11 protein-coding genes are annotated in these 15,884 nt (G+C 63.7%); 2 read left to right on the top strand and 9 right to left on the bottom strand.

Annotated features, from left to right (window positions below; translation table 11 throughout):
* Positions 1-3: 3 nt before the first annotated feature.
* The 8 genes from EPN29_02580 to EPN29_02545 all read right to left on the bottom strand — a co-directional run bounded on the left by EPN29_02580 (position 4) and on the right by EPN29_02545 (position 11,240).
* Positions 4-1,218, bottom strand: coding sequence for a class I SAM-dependent methyltransferase (locus tag EPN29_02580; GenBank protein TAN34578.1), 1,215 nt, complete (start codon positions 1,216-1,218; stop codon positions 4-6).
* Entirely contained in the window at positions 1,215-2,300 is a 1,086-nt protein-coding gene (locus EPN29_02575) for an NAD-dependent epimerase/dehydratase family protein (GenBank protein ID TAN34577.1), read from the bottom strand. The genes EPN29_02580 and EPN29_02575 overlap by 4 nt, the downstream gene beginning before the upstream one ends.
* Positions 2,219-2,989 carry a glucose-1-phosphate cytidylyltransferase gene (rfbF, locus tag EPN29_02570; GenBank protein ID TAN34576.1) on the bottom strand — a complete coding sequence of 257 codons (771 nt, stop codon included), beginning with the start codon at positions 2,987-2,989 and terminating at the stop codon, positions 2,219-2,221. Before rfbF ends, EPN29_02575 begins: the two co-directional genes overlap by 82 nt.
* A 98-nt stretch (positions 2,990-3,087) precedes the next feature.
* Positions 3,088-4,155, bottom strand: coding sequence for a glycosyltransferase (locus EPN29_02565; protein ID TAN34575.1), 1,068 nt, complete (start codon positions 4,153-4,155; stop codon positions 3,088-3,090).
* On the bottom strand, positions 4,089-6,287 hold the full coding sequence (locus EPN29_02560; protein TAN34574.1) for a hypothetical protein: 2,199 nt from the start codon (positions 6,285-6,287) through the stop codon (positions 4,089-4,091). The genes EPN29_02565 and EPN29_02560 overlap by 67 nt, the downstream gene beginning before the upstream one ends.
* A complete protein-coding gene (locus EPN29_02555) occupies positions 6,280-8,499 on the bottom strand; it encodes a hypothetical protein (GenBank protein TAN34573.1) in 2,220 nt (739 codons plus the stop codon). Before EPN29_02555 ends, EPN29_02560 begins: the two co-directional genes overlap by 8 nt.
* The gene (locus EPN29_02550) at positions 8,483-10,186 is read right to left on the bottom strand and encodes a glycosyltransferase (GenBank protein ID TAN34572.1); all 1,704 of its coding nucleotides are present in this window, start codon (positions 10,184-10,186) and stop codon (positions 8,483-8,485) included. The genes EPN29_02555 and EPN29_02550 overlap by 17 nt, the downstream gene beginning before the upstream one ends.
* Positions 10,131-11,240 (bottom strand): glycosyltransferase family 2 protein, encoded by a 1,110-nt coding sequence (locus EPN29_02545; GenBank protein TAN34571.1) that lies wholly within the window; start codon positions 11,238-11,240, stop codon positions 10,131-10,133. The genes EPN29_02550 and EPN29_02545 overlap by 56 nt, the downstream gene beginning before the upstream one ends.
* Positions 11,241-11,340: 100 nt before the next feature.
* Between EPN29_02545 and EPN29_02540 the strand changes: the two genes are divergently transcribed.
* Positions 11,341-13,347 carry a DUF4012 domain-containing protein gene (locus EPN29_02540; protein ID TAN34570.1) on the top strand — a complete coding sequence of 669 codons (2,007 nt, stop codon included), beginning with the start codon at positions 11,341-11,343 and terminating at the stop codon, positions 13,345-13,347.
* The gene (locus EPN29_02535) at positions 13,338-14,123 is read left to right on the top strand and encodes an FkbM family methyltransferase (protein TAN34569.1); all 786 of its coding nucleotides are present in this window, start codon (positions 13,338-13,340) and stop codon (positions 14,121-14,123) included. Before EPN29_02540 ends, EPN29_02535 begins: the two co-directional genes overlap by 10 nt.
* A 43-nt stretch (positions 14,124-14,166) precedes the next feature.
* On the opposite strand, the gene EPN29_02530 is transcribed toward EPN29_02535, so the two are convergent.
* On the bottom strand, positions 14,167-14,982 hold the full coding sequence (locus EPN29_02530; GenBank protein TAN34568.1) for a class I SAM-dependent methyltransferase: 816 nt from the start codon (positions 14,980-14,982) through the stop codon (positions 14,167-14,169).
* Between the last annotated feature and the right edge of the window lie 902 nt (positions 14,983-15,884).

The following is a 15,884-nucleotide window of genomic DNA, read 5'->3' as shown; positions in this document are numbered from 1 at the left end:
CGCTCAAACGATCACCGGCTCGGGCACCGGGATGATGAATTTGCCGCCCAGCTGGCGATATGCCGCCTGCTGGTCGAGGATCTCGTCGGCGAAGTTCCACGTCAGCAGCAATACGTGGTCGGGCCGCTCTTGCACCAGCGCCTCGGGCGACTTGACCAGCAGGTGCGTGCCCGGCGTGTACAGGCCCTGCTTAACCGTCGAGCGATCGGCGACGAAGTCGATCGTCTCGCGCCCGATGCCGCAGTAGTTCAGCAGCGTCGCTCCTTTGGCCGAGGCCCCATACGCCGCGATCCGGCTGCCCGAGGACTTGAGGGCGTCCAGCTTTGCGACCAGATCCTTCTTCAGGCTCCGGACCTTGTCACCGAAATCGCGGTAGAACTCGCGCCCGCCGACCCCTGCCTGGCGCTCCTCTTCCAGCAGCCGGCAGACGCGGTCCGAAAGGCGTCCGGACAGCGCCGCGTGCACCTGCAGCGATCCGCCGTGCAGCGGGATCTCGTGCACGTCCACGATCTCGAGCCCGTGGCGCCTGAACAGAGGCTGCAGGGCCGTCAGTGAGTAGTAGCAGAGGTGCTCGTGATAGATGGTGTCGAATTCGAGGCGCTCGATCATCGGTTTGAGGTGGGGCACCTCGATCACGGCCACGCCGTCGTCTTTCAGGGCCATCGCCAGGCCGGCGACGAAGCCGTTGAGGTCGGCTACGTGCGCCAGCACGTTGTTGGCGTGGATCACGTCTGCCCGCCTGCCGCCGTCGCGCAGCTCCTGCGCCAGCTCGCGCCCGAAGAAGTGCACCAGGGTCGGGATGCCTCGGTCCTCGGCCACCTTCGCCACGTTGGCGGCGGGTTCGATGCCCAGCACCGGCACGCCCGCCTGCTTGTAGAACTGCAAAAGGTAGCCGTCGTTGCTCGCGACCTCGATGACGAGACCGTTGGCATCCAGGCTCCGCTGCTCGATCAGCTGGCGTACGAGCTCTTCTGAATGCTTGAGCATCGTGTCGGAGAACGAGGACAGGTAGAGGTAGTGGCTGAACAACTGCTCCGGCGGCACGGTCTCAGTGATCTGGACCAGCGCGCAGTCGGGGCAGAACACCAGCTCGAGCGGAAAGGTGGGCTCGGGCCGGGCGATCTCGTCCACCTTGAGCAGGGCGTTGGCGAGCGGCGTGCGGCCCAGGGAAAGCACCCGTTCCATCTGCGTCGCGCCGCATGAGCGGCAGCCGGTCACGCTTGGGCTCCGAAGAAGGCCCTGTACCAATCGATCGTCAGACCGATGCCTTCCTCCAGCTGGAACAGGGGCCGCCAGCCCAGCCTCTCGCGCGCTTTGGCGGCGCTGAGGTACTGGCAGCGGATCTCGTTCGCGGCTTCGTTGCGGATGTCAGGCTCGAGGTCGGATCCCATCAGCTTCAGGACGAGCCTGGTCACCTCGATCACGTTGATGGGCTGCTCGTTGGAAAAGTTGAAAGCCTCGCCCGCAAGCGCGCGGTTGGAGGCCAGGCGCTCCGCGGACAGGGTGTAGGCGGCGGCGCCGTCCTCGACGTAGAAGTAGTCACGCACGAACTGTCCGTCGGAGCGGATGACAGGGCGCTTGCCGCGCAAGACCGAGCGGATGGTGCCAGGCACGATCCGGCTCCAGTTGAGATCGCCTCCGCCGTAGAAGTTGCCGCAGCGGGTGATCAGCACCGGGAGGCCGTAGGTGGCGGCGTAGGACTGCGCGATAAGGTCGCCCGCGGACTTGCTGACGTCGTACGGATGCCGCCCCGCCAGGGGCATGGTTTCGTCGTATGGCAGGCGCTCCTGGTCGCCGTACGACTTGTCGGACGACGCGACCACGATCTGCTTGACCGCCGGACTGCGGCGGCACGCCTCGAGGAGCGCCCAGGTGCCGGCCACGTTGGTCTCGAAGGTCGAGATGGGGTTGCGGTTGGCGATCGGCACGATGGTTTGCGCGGCCAGGTGGAGCACCGTGTCGACCTCGTACTCGCCCAGCACTCGCTCGAGCAGGGCCTGGTCGCGCAGGTCCCCCCGTACCGTCTTGACATCGTCGAGGAGCTTGGCGCGCAGGAGCTCGCTCTGCGGCACCCAGTCGCGGACGAGGCACACGACCTCGGCCCCCGCGGCCACCAGGCGCTTGACCAGCCATCCGCCCACGAGTCCGGATGCTCCGGTGACGAATGTCGGCCGGTCGCGCCAGAACTCGGGCGGTGCCGCCGAATGGACGTGGCTGTTCACTCCCAGGTCTTCCACGGCGGACGGCCGCTTTGCCACAGGCCTTCCAGCAGGCGCACGTCGCGCAGGGTGTCCATGCATTGCCAGAACTGCTTGTGCCTGTAGGCGGCCAGCTGCCGGTCCGCAGCCAGATGCTCGAGGGCGTCGGCTTCCAGGCTCAGATCGTCTCCATCGAGATACTTGAACACTCCCGGCTCCATGACCATGAAGCCGCCGTTGATCCAGCCCTCGCCGATCTGAGGTTTCTCGGTGAAGTCGGACACCATGTCGCCGTCGAAGATCAGGCCGCCGAAACGGGACGGAGGCCGCACGGCGGTCACCGTCGCCAGACGCCCATGCTGGCGGTGGAATCGCAGCAGTTCCCGCAGGTCGATGTCGCAGACCCCGTCGCCGTACGTCAGCATGAACGTCTCGCCCTCGAGCCACGGCTGCAGGCGCTTGACGCGAGCTCCGGTATTGGTCTTGAGGCCGGTGTCGATGAGGTGCACGGTCCACGCCTCGTCAGCCGCCTCGTGGAAGTTGGGCTGTCCGGTGGCGAGGTCGATCGTCAGGTTGGCGCGAAGGCGGTGATAGTCGAGGAAATAGCGCTTGAGCTCCTCGCCCTTGTAGCCCAGCGCGACCACGAACTCGTTGAATCCGTGTCGCACGTAGTGCTTCATGATGTGCCAGATGATCGGGTGACCCCCGATCTCGACCAGCGGTTTCGGCCTCATCTCGGTCTCTTCCGAAAGGCGCGTGCCGAGGCCGCCAGCCAGGATCACGACTTTCACTTCGAGCAGACATGTTACCCGCGACGCACCTCCCTCCCTCCGGAGGAGCCGGGCGCGCGCGGGGCGTCCCTTGCTCCAACAGGTCGAGGGGGAGGAAGCTAAGCCCCCGACACACCCTCGCCCGCCCGCCTGGCTCGGTGGTAGAGCGCCTGCGTCAGGCGGTTGTACACGGGGTAGACGAGCGCTCCGACGACCAGGAGCACAGCCGACCGGCCCAAGCGCCGCTCGCGAAGCGCGATTCGAATGTTGGGCGCCAGGTCGCGGCGCAGGTGGGCGGCCACCCGCCAGTTGAGGAAGCAGAAGTTCACGAGGAACAAGACCGCCAGAGCCAGCCTCTCCGGCACTCCGAATGGAGCGAGCCAGATCGCGCGCAGCATCTCGATCGTCATACAGCTCCAGCAGACGCCGATGCCCCCATCCGAGCTGAGCGAGACGGCCATGCCCGGCTCGGTCTTGACCGCGATCAGACGGTAGGAGAACAGCGGCTCAGGCACCAGCACGACCGTGCCGCGCAGGCAGAGTTCGAGCAAAACGACCACGTCAAAGCCCCAAGTTGGGAATGCGCGCCGTGTCCGGCTCAGCGCCGAGGTCCTTGCCAGGCCGTAAAAGTCGTACCAGTTGCAGGCCCGGGCCACCTGACGCAGCCGCTCGCCTGGCGTCCTGCCGGTGGGGCGAATGCCGGCCACGTGCGGCGCAACGTCGATGGCGCCACCGTCCTCGTCGATGAAGCGGATGCCGGTGCAGCAGAGCACGGCATCGGGCCTCGTTTGCATGGCGGCGACGCACGCGCTCACGCAGCGCGGATCGCGCAGATCGTCATGCGCCGCCCACATGAAGTACTCGCCGCGGGCCAGCTCGAACACCCGGTTGAAGTTCCAGATCGCGCCCATGTTGTGCTCGGCCCGGTGGTAGCGCACGCGCGCGTCTCGCTGCGCGTACGACCGGCAGATCTTCTCGGTGCCGTCGGTCGACGCGTTGTCGGAGATGATCAGCTCGAAGTTCGGATGGTCCTGGGCCACGAGCGAGTCGAGGGCGAGCTTCAGGTAGCGCTCGGCGTTGTAGACGGGCAGCCCGATGCTGACCAGCGGTGGTCCCGCCATCAACAGGCTTCGGGAACGGGCGGAGCGGAGCGGAAGGCGAGCAGGGCAAGCCAGATCACGGCACATATGTTGGCGACAACCGCGACCGTGATGAAGCGATCGGAGGAATACAAGTTCACGAAGAACTGCGTCACCTGGTTGTGTGTGCGCGCCAGTAGGGGATAGTCCTGGGCCGATATCACCACCCCCATGTCGCCATACATGGGGACAAAGGTGGTGATGCTCCAGATCGCGATCACGAAGTAGTAGGCCTGGTTGCTCATCCACTTGCGTGAGAGGAGAAGGAAGGGCAGCGCAAGCAGGAAGTGGGTGGACACGATTCCGGTCAGGAGCATGAGGAAGGAAGCGATGCCGATCGCGACGAACGGGATGTAGGCCCCCGCTCCATCGGTGGCCTTCTTCTTGAACACCAGCGTCCCCGCCACGACCAGCATCGCCGACACGGTGAGGATCTGGCTCACACGCGCGTAGGTCAGCGATCCGATCAGCAGGTCCGAGCTCGGCGTGAAGGCCCTCGAGAGGCTTGAGGCGCCCCGCACCGCGTAGGTGACCAGCGGCCAGATCGAGTAGGAGTCCTGGGAGACCGTGGTCAGGATCGCCACATTGCCCCCACCCTCCTGGACGTTGAGGTTGTGAAGCATCACGTCGACCGGTAGCGAGGCGCTCGTCGCGAGCGTGAAGGGCGTCAGGAGGATGAACACCACGATCACCGTCCACGAAAGCGATGTGAGGTTCTGCCTCCAGGTGGACTTCCGCAAGAACACGATGCCGAGGAGCAGGCCGAACACCAGCATCTGTGGGCGCGTGAGGCAGGAGGCCGCGAGCAGCAGCCACGCGCCGGTGACGTGTTGCTTCTCAGCGAGCCAGATGGAAGTCAGGACCAGGCAGAGGCTGAACACGTGCGTCTGGCCCCAGACCGACATGCTGAACCAGACCGCCGGGTTGAACAGGAACAGGGCGCCCGCGATCGCGCTCCACCGCCTGCTCAGCCCAATGTGCCGCGACAGGAGGTAGATCAGCCCGGCGTCCGCTAGCCCAAAGAGGACGTTGACCGACTTGGTGAGGTACTCGATCTGCACCGAGCGCGGGCTGAAGGTGCCTCCGCCCGCGAACAGGAAGCTACCCAGCCAGCCGATCGCCGTGTGGAGGTAGGCGGAGGTCGGCTCGTAGGGAAAGGCGGACTCGATGTACGGGATGCCGCCCCAGACCCACGTCATCGAAACGATGTTGGGCAGGTAATACAGCTGGGCGAGACCGTAAGTCCGCGCGACATATGCGTACAGCTTCTCGTCGCCCATGTCGAAGGGCTGCCCGCCGAGCACGAACAGCAGCGCGTTGCCGGCCAGGTAGAAGGCAACAGCTCCCGCCATCGCGTACAGGACGGGGCCTCGCTGGATGGCAGGCATGCGCACGCTGCGCCAGTGCGGACGACGGCCGGCCGCGGCGAGGGCGAGAAGAACAAGCCCCGCGAGGGCGAGGATGACGAGGATCGTGGTCTGCAGCGGATCGTCAGCCTTCGTCGCCCAGATCCGTTGATGGGGAAGGGTGAGGCTGAAGTTTCGGAGCACTACGTGGCTCGAGCCGCCGTCCGGCGCCGCGGATGCGTTGAGCGATACCTGGACGTTGCCGAAGACCGAGGTGGGGACCGAGGCGACGGCATTCGTCACATCCGGGCCGGTGACCCTGTAGGTGATCGTGCCAAGAGTCTTGTCGAGCACGACCGCGACCTTGTACGGCAGTCCCAAGCGGTAGCTACCGAGCTCATGCAAGGTGGTGACGTCTCCGCTCAGCAGCGTGGGCCCGTTCTTCCCCTTGACGATCGTCTCCGCCGTGATCAGGTGCCCCGGCGCCGGACCGAACAAGATGAACTGGCCCGTCTCCGTCCACGGAGACCAGAAGCCGACTCGCGCGGGCTGCGTCGCGTCGCCTGCATTCTCGACCACCACGTCGAAGGAAGAGCTGAGCTTGGGCAGCAGAGTGGTGGCGAGGTTCACGCTCGCCGGCGCCGTCATGTCGACCTCGGCTCTGGACACGCGCGCCGTCCCCGAACCCGCCTCGGCCGTGAAGGCGAGGTTGGGATCGAAACCGGTGTACACGGCATCGTTGACCGGCGCCCGCCACACCTGCGCCGGCACCGCGGTGATCGCCAGCATGGCAAGGGCCAGCGCCGGCACCGCGCACGAGAGTGCCTTACGCAAACGGAGTTGCGTCAACAGGTGGGGGAGAGCCCGCGGGCAGGATCACTCCCTCATCGATGAACCAGTCCGTGCCCAGCCGGCCAGCATGCGGGTCGAACTCGGCGGCGAAGACCAGGGGATCTCCTGAGCGCTTGACCATGCCGGTCACCGCCTTGACCCACCGGTACGACGTGCCCAGCGTGCTCGCTCGATAGATCGTGCCGCCGACCCAGCTCTGGTGGGTGGGGTCGAACAGCCCGAGGGTCATCTCGGGTGCGCTCCCGCTGCTGTCGGCCACTCTCGCCCGGTACCAGACGTCATACGTTCCGCGGTCTACGAGCATCGGCGCGCCAAAGATGTTTCGCGCTCGCGACGCGGTCGCGGCGGGCAGTCTGGCCGCGAGGCCGCCGTAGGCGGCGGAGTCGGATGTCGACGTCCATGGAGCGTCCAATGATCCACCCGCGGCCTCCGCGCTGAACAGGCTGGTGCCGGTGTGGAACTGGACGTGGGCGCCGCCACACACCGACAGGTTGGTCGCGGAAGATGCGGTTCTGATCCTGAGGCGCCAGACGACTGGCTTCCCTGTTTTCGGCAGGTGGACCCATGCCTGACCACTGGACGGGCCTATCCGGAGCAGCGGCCGCGACGTGGCTGGCGCGAGCACGCCGAGCGATAGGGCCGCGGAGATGCCGTGGTCGGCGCGCAAGAGAATCGTCCCGCCGTCAGGCACCATGGCGTCCAGGGTCGAAGGACCCGAGGACGCGAAGCCGGAGCACGGGCTGGGGGCGCTCTCAACATCGGACGAGACCGTCAAGGCGGATCCGAACAAGGCCACCAGCTGCCGGTCGACGACGTTCGCGGGCAGGCTGTCCAAAGAGGTCGGCACCGAGCCGGGTACCGGAGAGCCCAATTCGTCGATCGCCGCGTAATACCGCGCGGCCGTGAGCTGGGGCATGATGTCGGCGTCGAGGGGGCCGTCCAGCGCCATGTCCGGCGCGCCGCGGAACAGCTCGACCACGCGCAGCTCCGCATTCTCCGTCCGCATCAGGTTCTGCTGGAGCTGCGCCTGCTGGACCAGGAGCGACGCGTTGCTCCAGACGATCAGCGCGAAAGCGGCCGCCATCACGGGCCTGAACAGCGGGCGCGACGGTATGCGCTTCAAAGCGTTGGCGGCGACCGGCAGCAGGTAGACGCCGCCGACATAGACGTAATGCGGATCCGCGGCGCCGACGACCTGGAGCCTGGCCCGAACGATGGCGACCAGCGTGAACTGCGCCAGCAGCCCCGCGATCAGGCCGACCTCCCAGCTCTGGACGCCGTCGTGCCGGTACCAATGCCAGACGAGGAGGCCGACGAACGCGACCAGGATCGCCTCGACCAGCAGCCCCGGCAGGCCGAAGACCGTCAACCCGAAGAGACCGAGAACAGACGCGGTAAGGCCCAGCCCTTCGAACCGCGCGGCGTCCAGGAGGTTGCCCGGGTCGGTCGAGCGGATGGCGCCCAGCGCCGTCGGGCACCCGCCGCAGGGCGACCCGATCGAACCGTTGGTGGCGAACCACAGCAGGTAGACGCCGAGGGCGGCGGCGACCGCGACCAGGAGCAGGCGGCGATCGCGTTCAAGCAGCAGCTGAACCCCAATGGCAACGAGAAAACCAAGGCCGAGACCTGAGGACATCAACGAGCCCAGCAAAAGAGCCAGCAGCGCGGCAACGCGCCGCCAGGTAAAGCTTGGGGGGCTGGTGTCGATCACGAGCATGGCCGCCAGCCCGAAGGCGATGGACAGCGTCCAGGTGAACTGGAACGCGAGCACGATGTCGCTGGCGCCGGTCCCCAGCACCAGCAGGATGAGCGCCGTCGCGAAGGCGGGCAGCTCTCCGGAGCGCCGGCGCACGAGCTCGAACAGGAGCAGGACGCAGGCCACGTGCCCGGCCACGGCCATAGCCTCGTAGGGGACGTGGGTTCGGATGCCGAACAGCAAGAACAGGAGCTTCCAGATCAGGATCGGGATGGTCGACCAGTGCTCGTTGTGTGGGAACAGGATCGAGGTGGACTGGCTCGGCCGGTAGGCGGTGACGAAGTCCCACTCGTCGTAGAAGAAGTTCTTGTAGCTGGTGAGATGGAGCACGGCCGCGAACGTGAGCGCCGAAGCGGCGACGAGGGCGCGCCACAACCACGGAGAACGGACATCGCCCAGGGCAACGGGATCGGTCAGAGGTTCAGCTCTGAGCGACATGGTCCGGCTGCCGGCGAGCCGCAGCCGCGACGGCGATCTGCTCGAACCGCGCTCCCACGCGGCTCCAGCTGAAGTCGGCGACCCGCTCCAGCGCGTTGCGCGACAGGCGGGAATGAAGGGATTCGTCCTCGAATATCTGAACCATCCGATCGCCCAGCGCCTTGACGTCGCCGAACGGATAGCGCAGCCCGTTCACCCCACCCTCGACAGCGCCCTCGGGCACGCCGGAGCTTGCGATCACGGGTACGCCACAGGCGTTGGCCTCGAGCACCACGATCCCAAACCCCTCCACGGCGGAAGGCACAACAAGGGCACGGACGGAACGCAGCAAATCGCGCTTTTCGGCCTCGCTCACGTTGAGGCGAAACTCCACGTGCTCCCCAAGCCCAAGCCCCGTCACAAGTGAATGAAGCTGCGCCTCGTACTTCAAGTCATCACGGCGAATCGCAAGGACCAGCTTGGCCGAAGGCACGCGCTTGACCACCTCCACCATGGCCCGAACCGCATGATCGGGACACTTGTAGCGCCGCAACTTGCCCAGCCAGAGAAAGGTGGGGGAAGTAGCGCCCCCTCTCCCCATAGGGGAGAGGGTTGGGGTGAGGGGCGTGGAGGAAAAGTGAGCAGAACTCAGCCACTCGTCCCGAATGCTCACCGGAAGCAGAAACACGTTCTCAGGCTTGAAGCCGATGCTGGGAAACGCCCGGCGCCACTCCTCGGTCCCCGCGCGCACAAGGGTGTTCCGATGCACCCGCGCGGTGACCCGCTCGAGAAGGTTCAGGGGACCGTTGAGCAGCTTCGGATACTGGATCGCAAACAGGTCCCGATGGATCTGGTGCCACTCGGTGATGATCGGCTCCCTCACATAGAGCGGCGCCATGCGAGGAATGCGGCTACCACCGAACCCCTCAGCAATGACGAGGTCATACCGGCCGCGCCCCTTGGCCGCGTAATAGAGGAACGTCCGCAGCCAAAGCCAGTGGATACCCCCGAGACGGACTACATGGATGCCGTCCCGCGTCTCCTCGCGCGCGGCACCGGCATAGCCGGCCGTCAGGAAGGTGACCTCGTGCCCGACTGAAGCCACGTAGCGCGCGTGCTCCCACATCGTGATGTCGCCCCCGGTAGTGGCCGGGTGATACCAATCCCTGGTGGCAAAGAAAAGTACCCGCAGCCCCCTCCCCCTGAAAGGGAGTGGGCCAGGGTGAGGGTCCGGGGATTCGTCTGCCCGCAATCCCCTCTCCCCAAAGGGGAGATGGCTAGGGTCAGGGTTCGAGGCATCTGCCCGTGGTCGCAGAGGGCTACGGCGAGCGGCCGACTTTTCTTCTGCCCGTGATCCCCTCTCCCCAGCAGGGAGAGGGCAAGGGTGAGGGGCCGAGGGTTCATCTGCGCGTGGTCCCGCCTCCCCGAAGGGCAGAGGGCCAGAGCGAGTGGCCGAGGAGTCGTCTGCCCGTAATCCCCACTCCCCAAAGGGGAAAGGGCTCGGGTGAGGGGCCGAGGGTTCATCGGCCCACAGTCCCGCCTCCCCGAAGGACAGAGGGCTGGGGCGAGTGGCCGAGCGTTCTTCTGCTCGCCATCCCCTCTCCCCGCCGGGGGGAGGGCTAGGGTGAGGGGCCGAGCGATCTGACCGCACTCTACGTACGATCGCTGACGATCGCGACCCCGTGCTCGTCGACTGTGGCCAGTCCATCCGCTGCTGCCGGCTCGGACCGCGATTCGCGCGTCGCCGGCTCCGTTCGGGGACTGGGCCGGAGCCGGAAGGTCATGATGTGCCAGATCATGACCAGGCCGACCTGAAGCCCTTTCCCAAGACTCTGGCTGGCTCCCTTCGACGGCCCGAACCGGCGCCGGAACCGGATCGGGATCTCCACGACTGAGAGGCCGCGGGCCATGGCAACGAGAAGCATGTGCGGAGAGAAGTGGTTGCCGCCCACGACCAGGTCGGGGAGGATTCGCTCCAGCGCCTGGCGGCGGATGGCGCGAAAGGTGCATCCGACGTCCATGAGCCCGGCCGGCCCGAGATGCCGCCCATCCCAGAACCGAAGCCGCAACAGCATCGCGACCGCCATATTGCCCCAGGTGAAGAAGTAGTCCATCTGCGAATCGGAATCGACGAGGCCCCTGACCACGCGGTTACCCACCACCAGGTCGGCGTGGTCGATGTATGCGAGAAACTTGGCGACGTCGTCGGCAAAGAAGGTGCCATCTCCTTCGGTGAGGATGACGACGTCGGCATCGGCCACCTCGAGAGCCTCAGCAAGGCCACGGATACACGCGTATCCATAGCCCTGGCGAGACTCGGTGATGACCTGCGCTCCCGCGGCCGCGGCCGTGCGAGCCGTGCCATCGCTCGAGTTGTTGTCGATGACGAGAACCTTGACGACGCACGGTTGGCGCAGTAAGTCCCGCACCGCCTGAGCAGTCGCCTGCGCGTCGTTGTAGGCGGTAATTGCGACGGTGGCTCGAGGCTGCCGCGCCAGAGCGGAAGCCGCTCGATCAGCGGTTGGCTCGGAACCACGAGATAGGCGCCCCTTCACGACAAAGAGGACCATCACCGCCAGAAGGCTGAGTACTCCCCAGCCAAGGAAGTCGGCGATAACCGACCGAACCTCCTCCATGAACCGAATCAGCCCCTTGGTGTCAAAGGGAGCGATCGCCAGCAGCAGGGCGAGAGGGTGGAGGAGGGCGCCAACGACCGCCACGAGAACGACGATCAGCGCCAGCTGAACCCGAAATCCCCTCAACGTGCGCGACCAGGCTTCAGTTGCCTTCTCCCTGCCATGGCTTAAGCTCCGAGTTGGAGCAGGTTACAGCGTTTTAAGTATCTGTTGAAATTAGCGGTAAATGGAGGGGGCACGGGCGACTGGTAAACTGCCGCGGGTGCGCTCGAAAAGGCGCCGCCGGCTCCGCTCTCATCGGCTGCTGGCGGGCGCAATCCTGATCCTGCTGGTATTAGTCAGCGCTGGGACCGCCGTTGGTTACATCGCGCTGAAGCCCCGAGCCGACAAGCTTCAGGCCGCGATTACGGCAGATCTACAAGCGGGGCAGCGCGAGCTGGAGGTGGGCAAGAATGCCCTTAAACAGGCCAGCACCAAACGCGACGCCAGCCTGGTTACTGAAGCGGTTGCTCAGTTTGTCGCCGCCAAAGGCAAATTCCTGGCTGCCAGCCAGCTCGCTGACAACAGTCGGCTGCTGCACGACCTAGAGCTTCTGCCGGGAGCCGGTAGTCTGGCGCAATCCCGGCATGCGGCCGTTGACGGCATCGCTGAAATGGGGGTAGCGCTCTCTGACGCCGGCCAAGACCTGTCGGCCTTCGACAGTCAGTTCATCAAGCCAACCGACGCAGGCCAAGGGGGCCGCAATATTTTGACAGTGGTTGACGAGGCCCAACCCACCCTAGTCAAAGTCCGCAGCGACTTACAACGGGCCCAGAACGGTGCTTTGCAAGTCGATCTCGCAGTCGTTCCCGCCGACCAGAAGGCAACCTTCCTCAGGGCACGTGATGGCATTGAGTCAGGTTTGGCCGGCCTCGGCGAACTTGATCGCCTCGTGCCAGTCCTTCATGAGGTGCTCGGCGGTAACGGAACTCGCACTTACCTTGTCGAGCAGGTCAACCCGTCCGAGCTCCGGGCCGGTGGCGGTTTCATTGGTACATACAGTCTTATCCGGGCCGAGAACGGCATGCTGTCGGTGATCCGAAGCGGCGACGCTTATGACCTCGTCAATCCGCGCCCCCAACCTGGCCAAGCCGGATTCATCCCGCTACCAGATCCCTATCGCGAGAAGGCTCCTAACCTCAGCTGGAGCTTCGTCGATTCCAACATCTACCCCGACTTTGAGTCAAATGCCAAGACGGCTGAAACCTTCGTCAAGCCGCGTATTGGATATGGACTAGATGGTGTCATTTCAATCGACTATTACACGGTTTCGAAGATGCTCGATCTAACCGGCCCAGTGACCGTTGATGGTTTCGGAACTGTGACGGGTCGTAATTTCATTAGCCAGCTTTTCCCAGGCGACATTACGGCTGACGCCTATCACAAGAGGATCGTCAGCTCAATGGCAGGGCAGCTCATTAAGCGTGTAGCGGCCCTTCAAGTCGATCAGTGGCCCGCCGTCATTACGGCACTCAGTAACCTCGCCGCTCACAGGCATCTCCAAGTGTACTTTGACAACCCCAGCGCTGAGGGCGAGATTAGCCGGGTGGGCTGGTCCGGATCCATTAACCTGGCCGGCACTCAGGATTACATGATGGAGATTGAAAGCAACTACTACGGTAACAAGGCGAACTACTTCCTCAAACGCCATTACACGGTGGTACTTACACGAAGCGGTGGCACACTGCACCACAAGGTTCTAGTTGAGTTAATAAACAATGAACCGCTCGGCGAGGAAGCCCGGGTCACCTACATAGCCGACACGCGCCTTTATGTTCCAGCTAGCGCGTCTGCCACGACTGATAATCTGCCAGCGGTCCTAATCCCGAACCCAACTGCCCCGGCTGGCACGCGGACCCTCGACGGTTGGCTCGTCGTCCCATGCTGTGCAGGCAGAAGCGAAGCAATATTTGAATACGACACCCCATGGCCGCTGCACGAGTTGGGCCCAGAGACGATCTACTGGCAGAAGCAGCCAGGGATCTTCAATGACATGCTCGAAGTAGTCTGGAACGCCGGTACGAGCACGCGATTCACGGCTAGCGGGGACCTCGCCCAGGATCTGGTCATTAGTCTGAGCTCAAATGGCCTCACCCTCTCCTCCGGCGTACCAGCACAAGCCGCAATTCCCAACTTGAATTTAGGTGATGCCGCGAGGCCAAAAGAAAGCGAAGACTCGTTTGCATGGGCTTGATCAGGTGGCCCAAGCGGATAGACTCGTGCCTTAATGGCGGAAGGATGTCATTAGTCCGGTCGATAGATCGCGCCGCACGCCGGCTTGGGATCGCCGATCAATTGAAGTATGTCCGCTCGCGGACCAGTCGAGTTCGCCGCCGGGACTATTTAGACACTATACACATGCGCATGCTCTTTGCTTTCGTCTTGCGCGAGAATGCGAACTGCATCGACATCGGCGCGCACACTGGCGCCATTCTTCGTGAGATGGAGCGCTGTGCGCCGCAAGGACGGCACTATGCCTTCGAACCCATTCCAGAGTTCTATGAACGCCTCCTCTTGGACTTTCCGGGCGTAACGATTAGCAGGGCCGCAGTCTCATCCACCAGCGGTACCGCCACCTTTAAGTACGTCCGCACCGCTCCAGGCTACAGTGGCCTACTGTCGCGAACTTATCCCCGAGGCGCCAAGACGGAAGACATCCTAGTTCCGGTGGTCAGCCTCGACGACTTCTTGCCACCAGACTATGCGCCTGACCTGATCAAGATTGATGTCGAGGGTGCGGAGCATCTCGTGTTGGCCGGCGCGGAGCGCCTAATCCGTGCCTGCCGACCTATCGTTGTCTTCGAGCATGGGTTTGGAGGCCAGGCGCCGCCGGGCGACGTGTACGCCTTTTTCGCGCGAGCCAAGTTCCGCATCTTCGACCTCGACGGCCACGGTCCATATGACAAGGCGACGTTCCTTAGGGAGTACCACGTGCACAAGCGGCACTGGAACTGGGTGGCGCACCCGTAGCCGTCGGAACCTAGTGGAGCGATCTGGTGTAGTCGGCCATCCCTTAGGGTCGGCTTGGGAATTGGGCATAAGCGACGAAACTGGCAAAATACAGTTCGCCGAAATGAATTCGTTTTGCGACGCGCTTCGCGATCATTCTCTTCGGGCGAAGGCGTGAATAGTTCTTGAGGGGAATTTCATCACCTGCGTAGAGCTTCATGAGTTTGAAACCGGTTCGCTCCAGCGCCGTTCGAATGGACCTGGGCCCGAAGAACGCTACGTGTCCTGGAACGAACCCTCGATATGCCGCGCCTCGTGCACGTGCGTAGATTGAGTCAATGTTTAGTGTCTCGATTACGAGGACGGCTCCCGGACGCGCGATTCTCGCGCACTCAGCCAGGTTCTCCATTGCATCTGGCATGTGCTCGATTACGTCTTTCATGTGGATGCAGTCGAAGGTGGATGAGCCGTAACGGAGATCCCGAAGGACTCCGAGATCCACTTTTAATCCGCGGTTACGTAGTACGTACTCGACGACCCTTGGGGTGATGTCGAGACCCACCACCCTAGGCCAACGTGAGTGTGCCACTTCCAAAAACCGACCGAAGCCAACTCCAACATCAAGCAATGCGCCCGGCGACACAAACCTCTCGATTCTTCGCAATCGATGCTCATAGAAGTTGGAGGGCCATTCAGCTGTTGAAATGAATGAGTCCCACTCCGGATCAAGTGGGTTATCACGGTAGAAGTCGTCAAGCTGCGAGCTGGATGGCATGTCCGACATCCAAGCGAACCCGCATGATGTGCACTTCCGAAACTCATTAAACCAGACACGTGCGCTTCCGCCGCACACTGCACAGTTTGATCGTCGGCCAGACATGCTATTGCGTCTGGAACGATAGTGCTGCGACGTTGAGACCGCGGCCGACCTCTCTCGATCGGTCCCAACATTGTGGCCACAACGCGCACGGATTGCCTAAATACGCGGCGAATCGTGTTCCGGGGGAGCCGGAGTGGAGTGCGATGGCGCGCATGCGAGGGGACCGGATCAGCTCTGAACCCGCGAACATGTATCCCGAACTCCCCCCAAGGGCAGATTGGAACTCGGCGTCCCTACGGTGCCAGCGGGAAAGTCCCTGCATTACCCTAATCGAGCCAAAGACCCGTGGCTAATAATGTCGTCAATGTCAACGGCACGAAAGAAAGCGGCTCGGTGCCTTGAGTTAGCGCGGGCGTCAACGATCCGCCGCCGAGCTTCACGAAGAGCTTGCGGCACCCTGGCCCTCCACCTATTGAGCCCGGGATTGGCGCTTGGGGATTGAGCAGCCGACCACAATTCACGATAGTCACTCTGCTGCGGAGTGATAGCGGACGTTAGGGTCCCGATTCTCTGCGCGAGCACATACAGGTACGTGGCTCCGGTAGTTCGGAATCCAACGCGTTGACCGACAATAGCCGGATCGGAAACGGCCAACCATCGGGGCCGATATCCAACTTCCGCGGTCAGCATCATAACCATGCGGAAGCCGTTCTCTGGACACAGCACACGATAGTAAAGCTCAGGACTGAATTGATAGAAACCGTGACCCATCAGATTGTTGGTTGGCACGATGCTGACTAGGTATCCGCGTTCCGCGACCATCGACATACAATTGCGCATCGCGACAGGCAAATTGAAGACATGCTCAAGGGAGCCTCCGTCGATGACCGCCGTAAATCGGTTACAGAGCACTTTAGGTATTGGCTCGTTCATATCTTGGATTACCGTCGCCCCCTCGTACG

The sequence above is a fragment of the bacterium genome, assembly GCA_004299235.1.
In the GTDB taxonomy this organism is placed as follows: domain Bacteria; phylum Chloroflexota; class Dormibacteria; order Dormibacterales; family Dormibacteraceae; genus SCQL01.
Note: the sequence above shows the minus strand (reverse complement) of the source record. Positions and strands in the feature narration are given on the sequence as shown.

Bases quoted from the DNA above. Each gene is read 5' to 3' on its own strand.
- EPN29_02575 (TAN34577.1), bottom strand. From the start codon at position 2,300: ATGCATGGACACCCTGCGCGACGTGCGCCTGCTGGAAGGCCTGTGGCA.
- EPN29_02565 (TAN34575.1), bottom strand. From the start codon at position 4,155: ATGTGCCGTGATCTGGCTTGCCCTGCTCGCCTTCCGCTCCGCTCCGCC.
- EPN29_02555 (TAN34573.1), bottom strand. From the start codon at position 8,499: ATGTCGCTCAGAGCTGAACCTCTGACCGATCCCGTTGCCCTGGGCGAT.
- EPN29_02550 (TAN34572.1), bottom strand. From the start codon at position 10,186: ATGGACTGGCCACAGTCGACGAGCACGGGGTCGCGATCGTCAGCGATC.
- EPN29_02540 (TAN34570.1), top strand. From the start codon at position 11,341: ATGGAGGGGGCACGGGCGACTGGTAAACTGCCGCGGGTGCGCTCGAAA.
- EPN29_02535 (TAN34569.1), top strand. From the start codon at position 13,338: ATGGGCTTGATCAGGTGGCCCAAGCGGATAGACTCGTGCCTTAATGGC.
- EPN29_02530 (TAN34568.1), bottom strand. From the start codon at position 14,982: ATGTCTGGCCGACGATCAAACTGTGCAGTGTGCGGCGGAAGCGCACGT.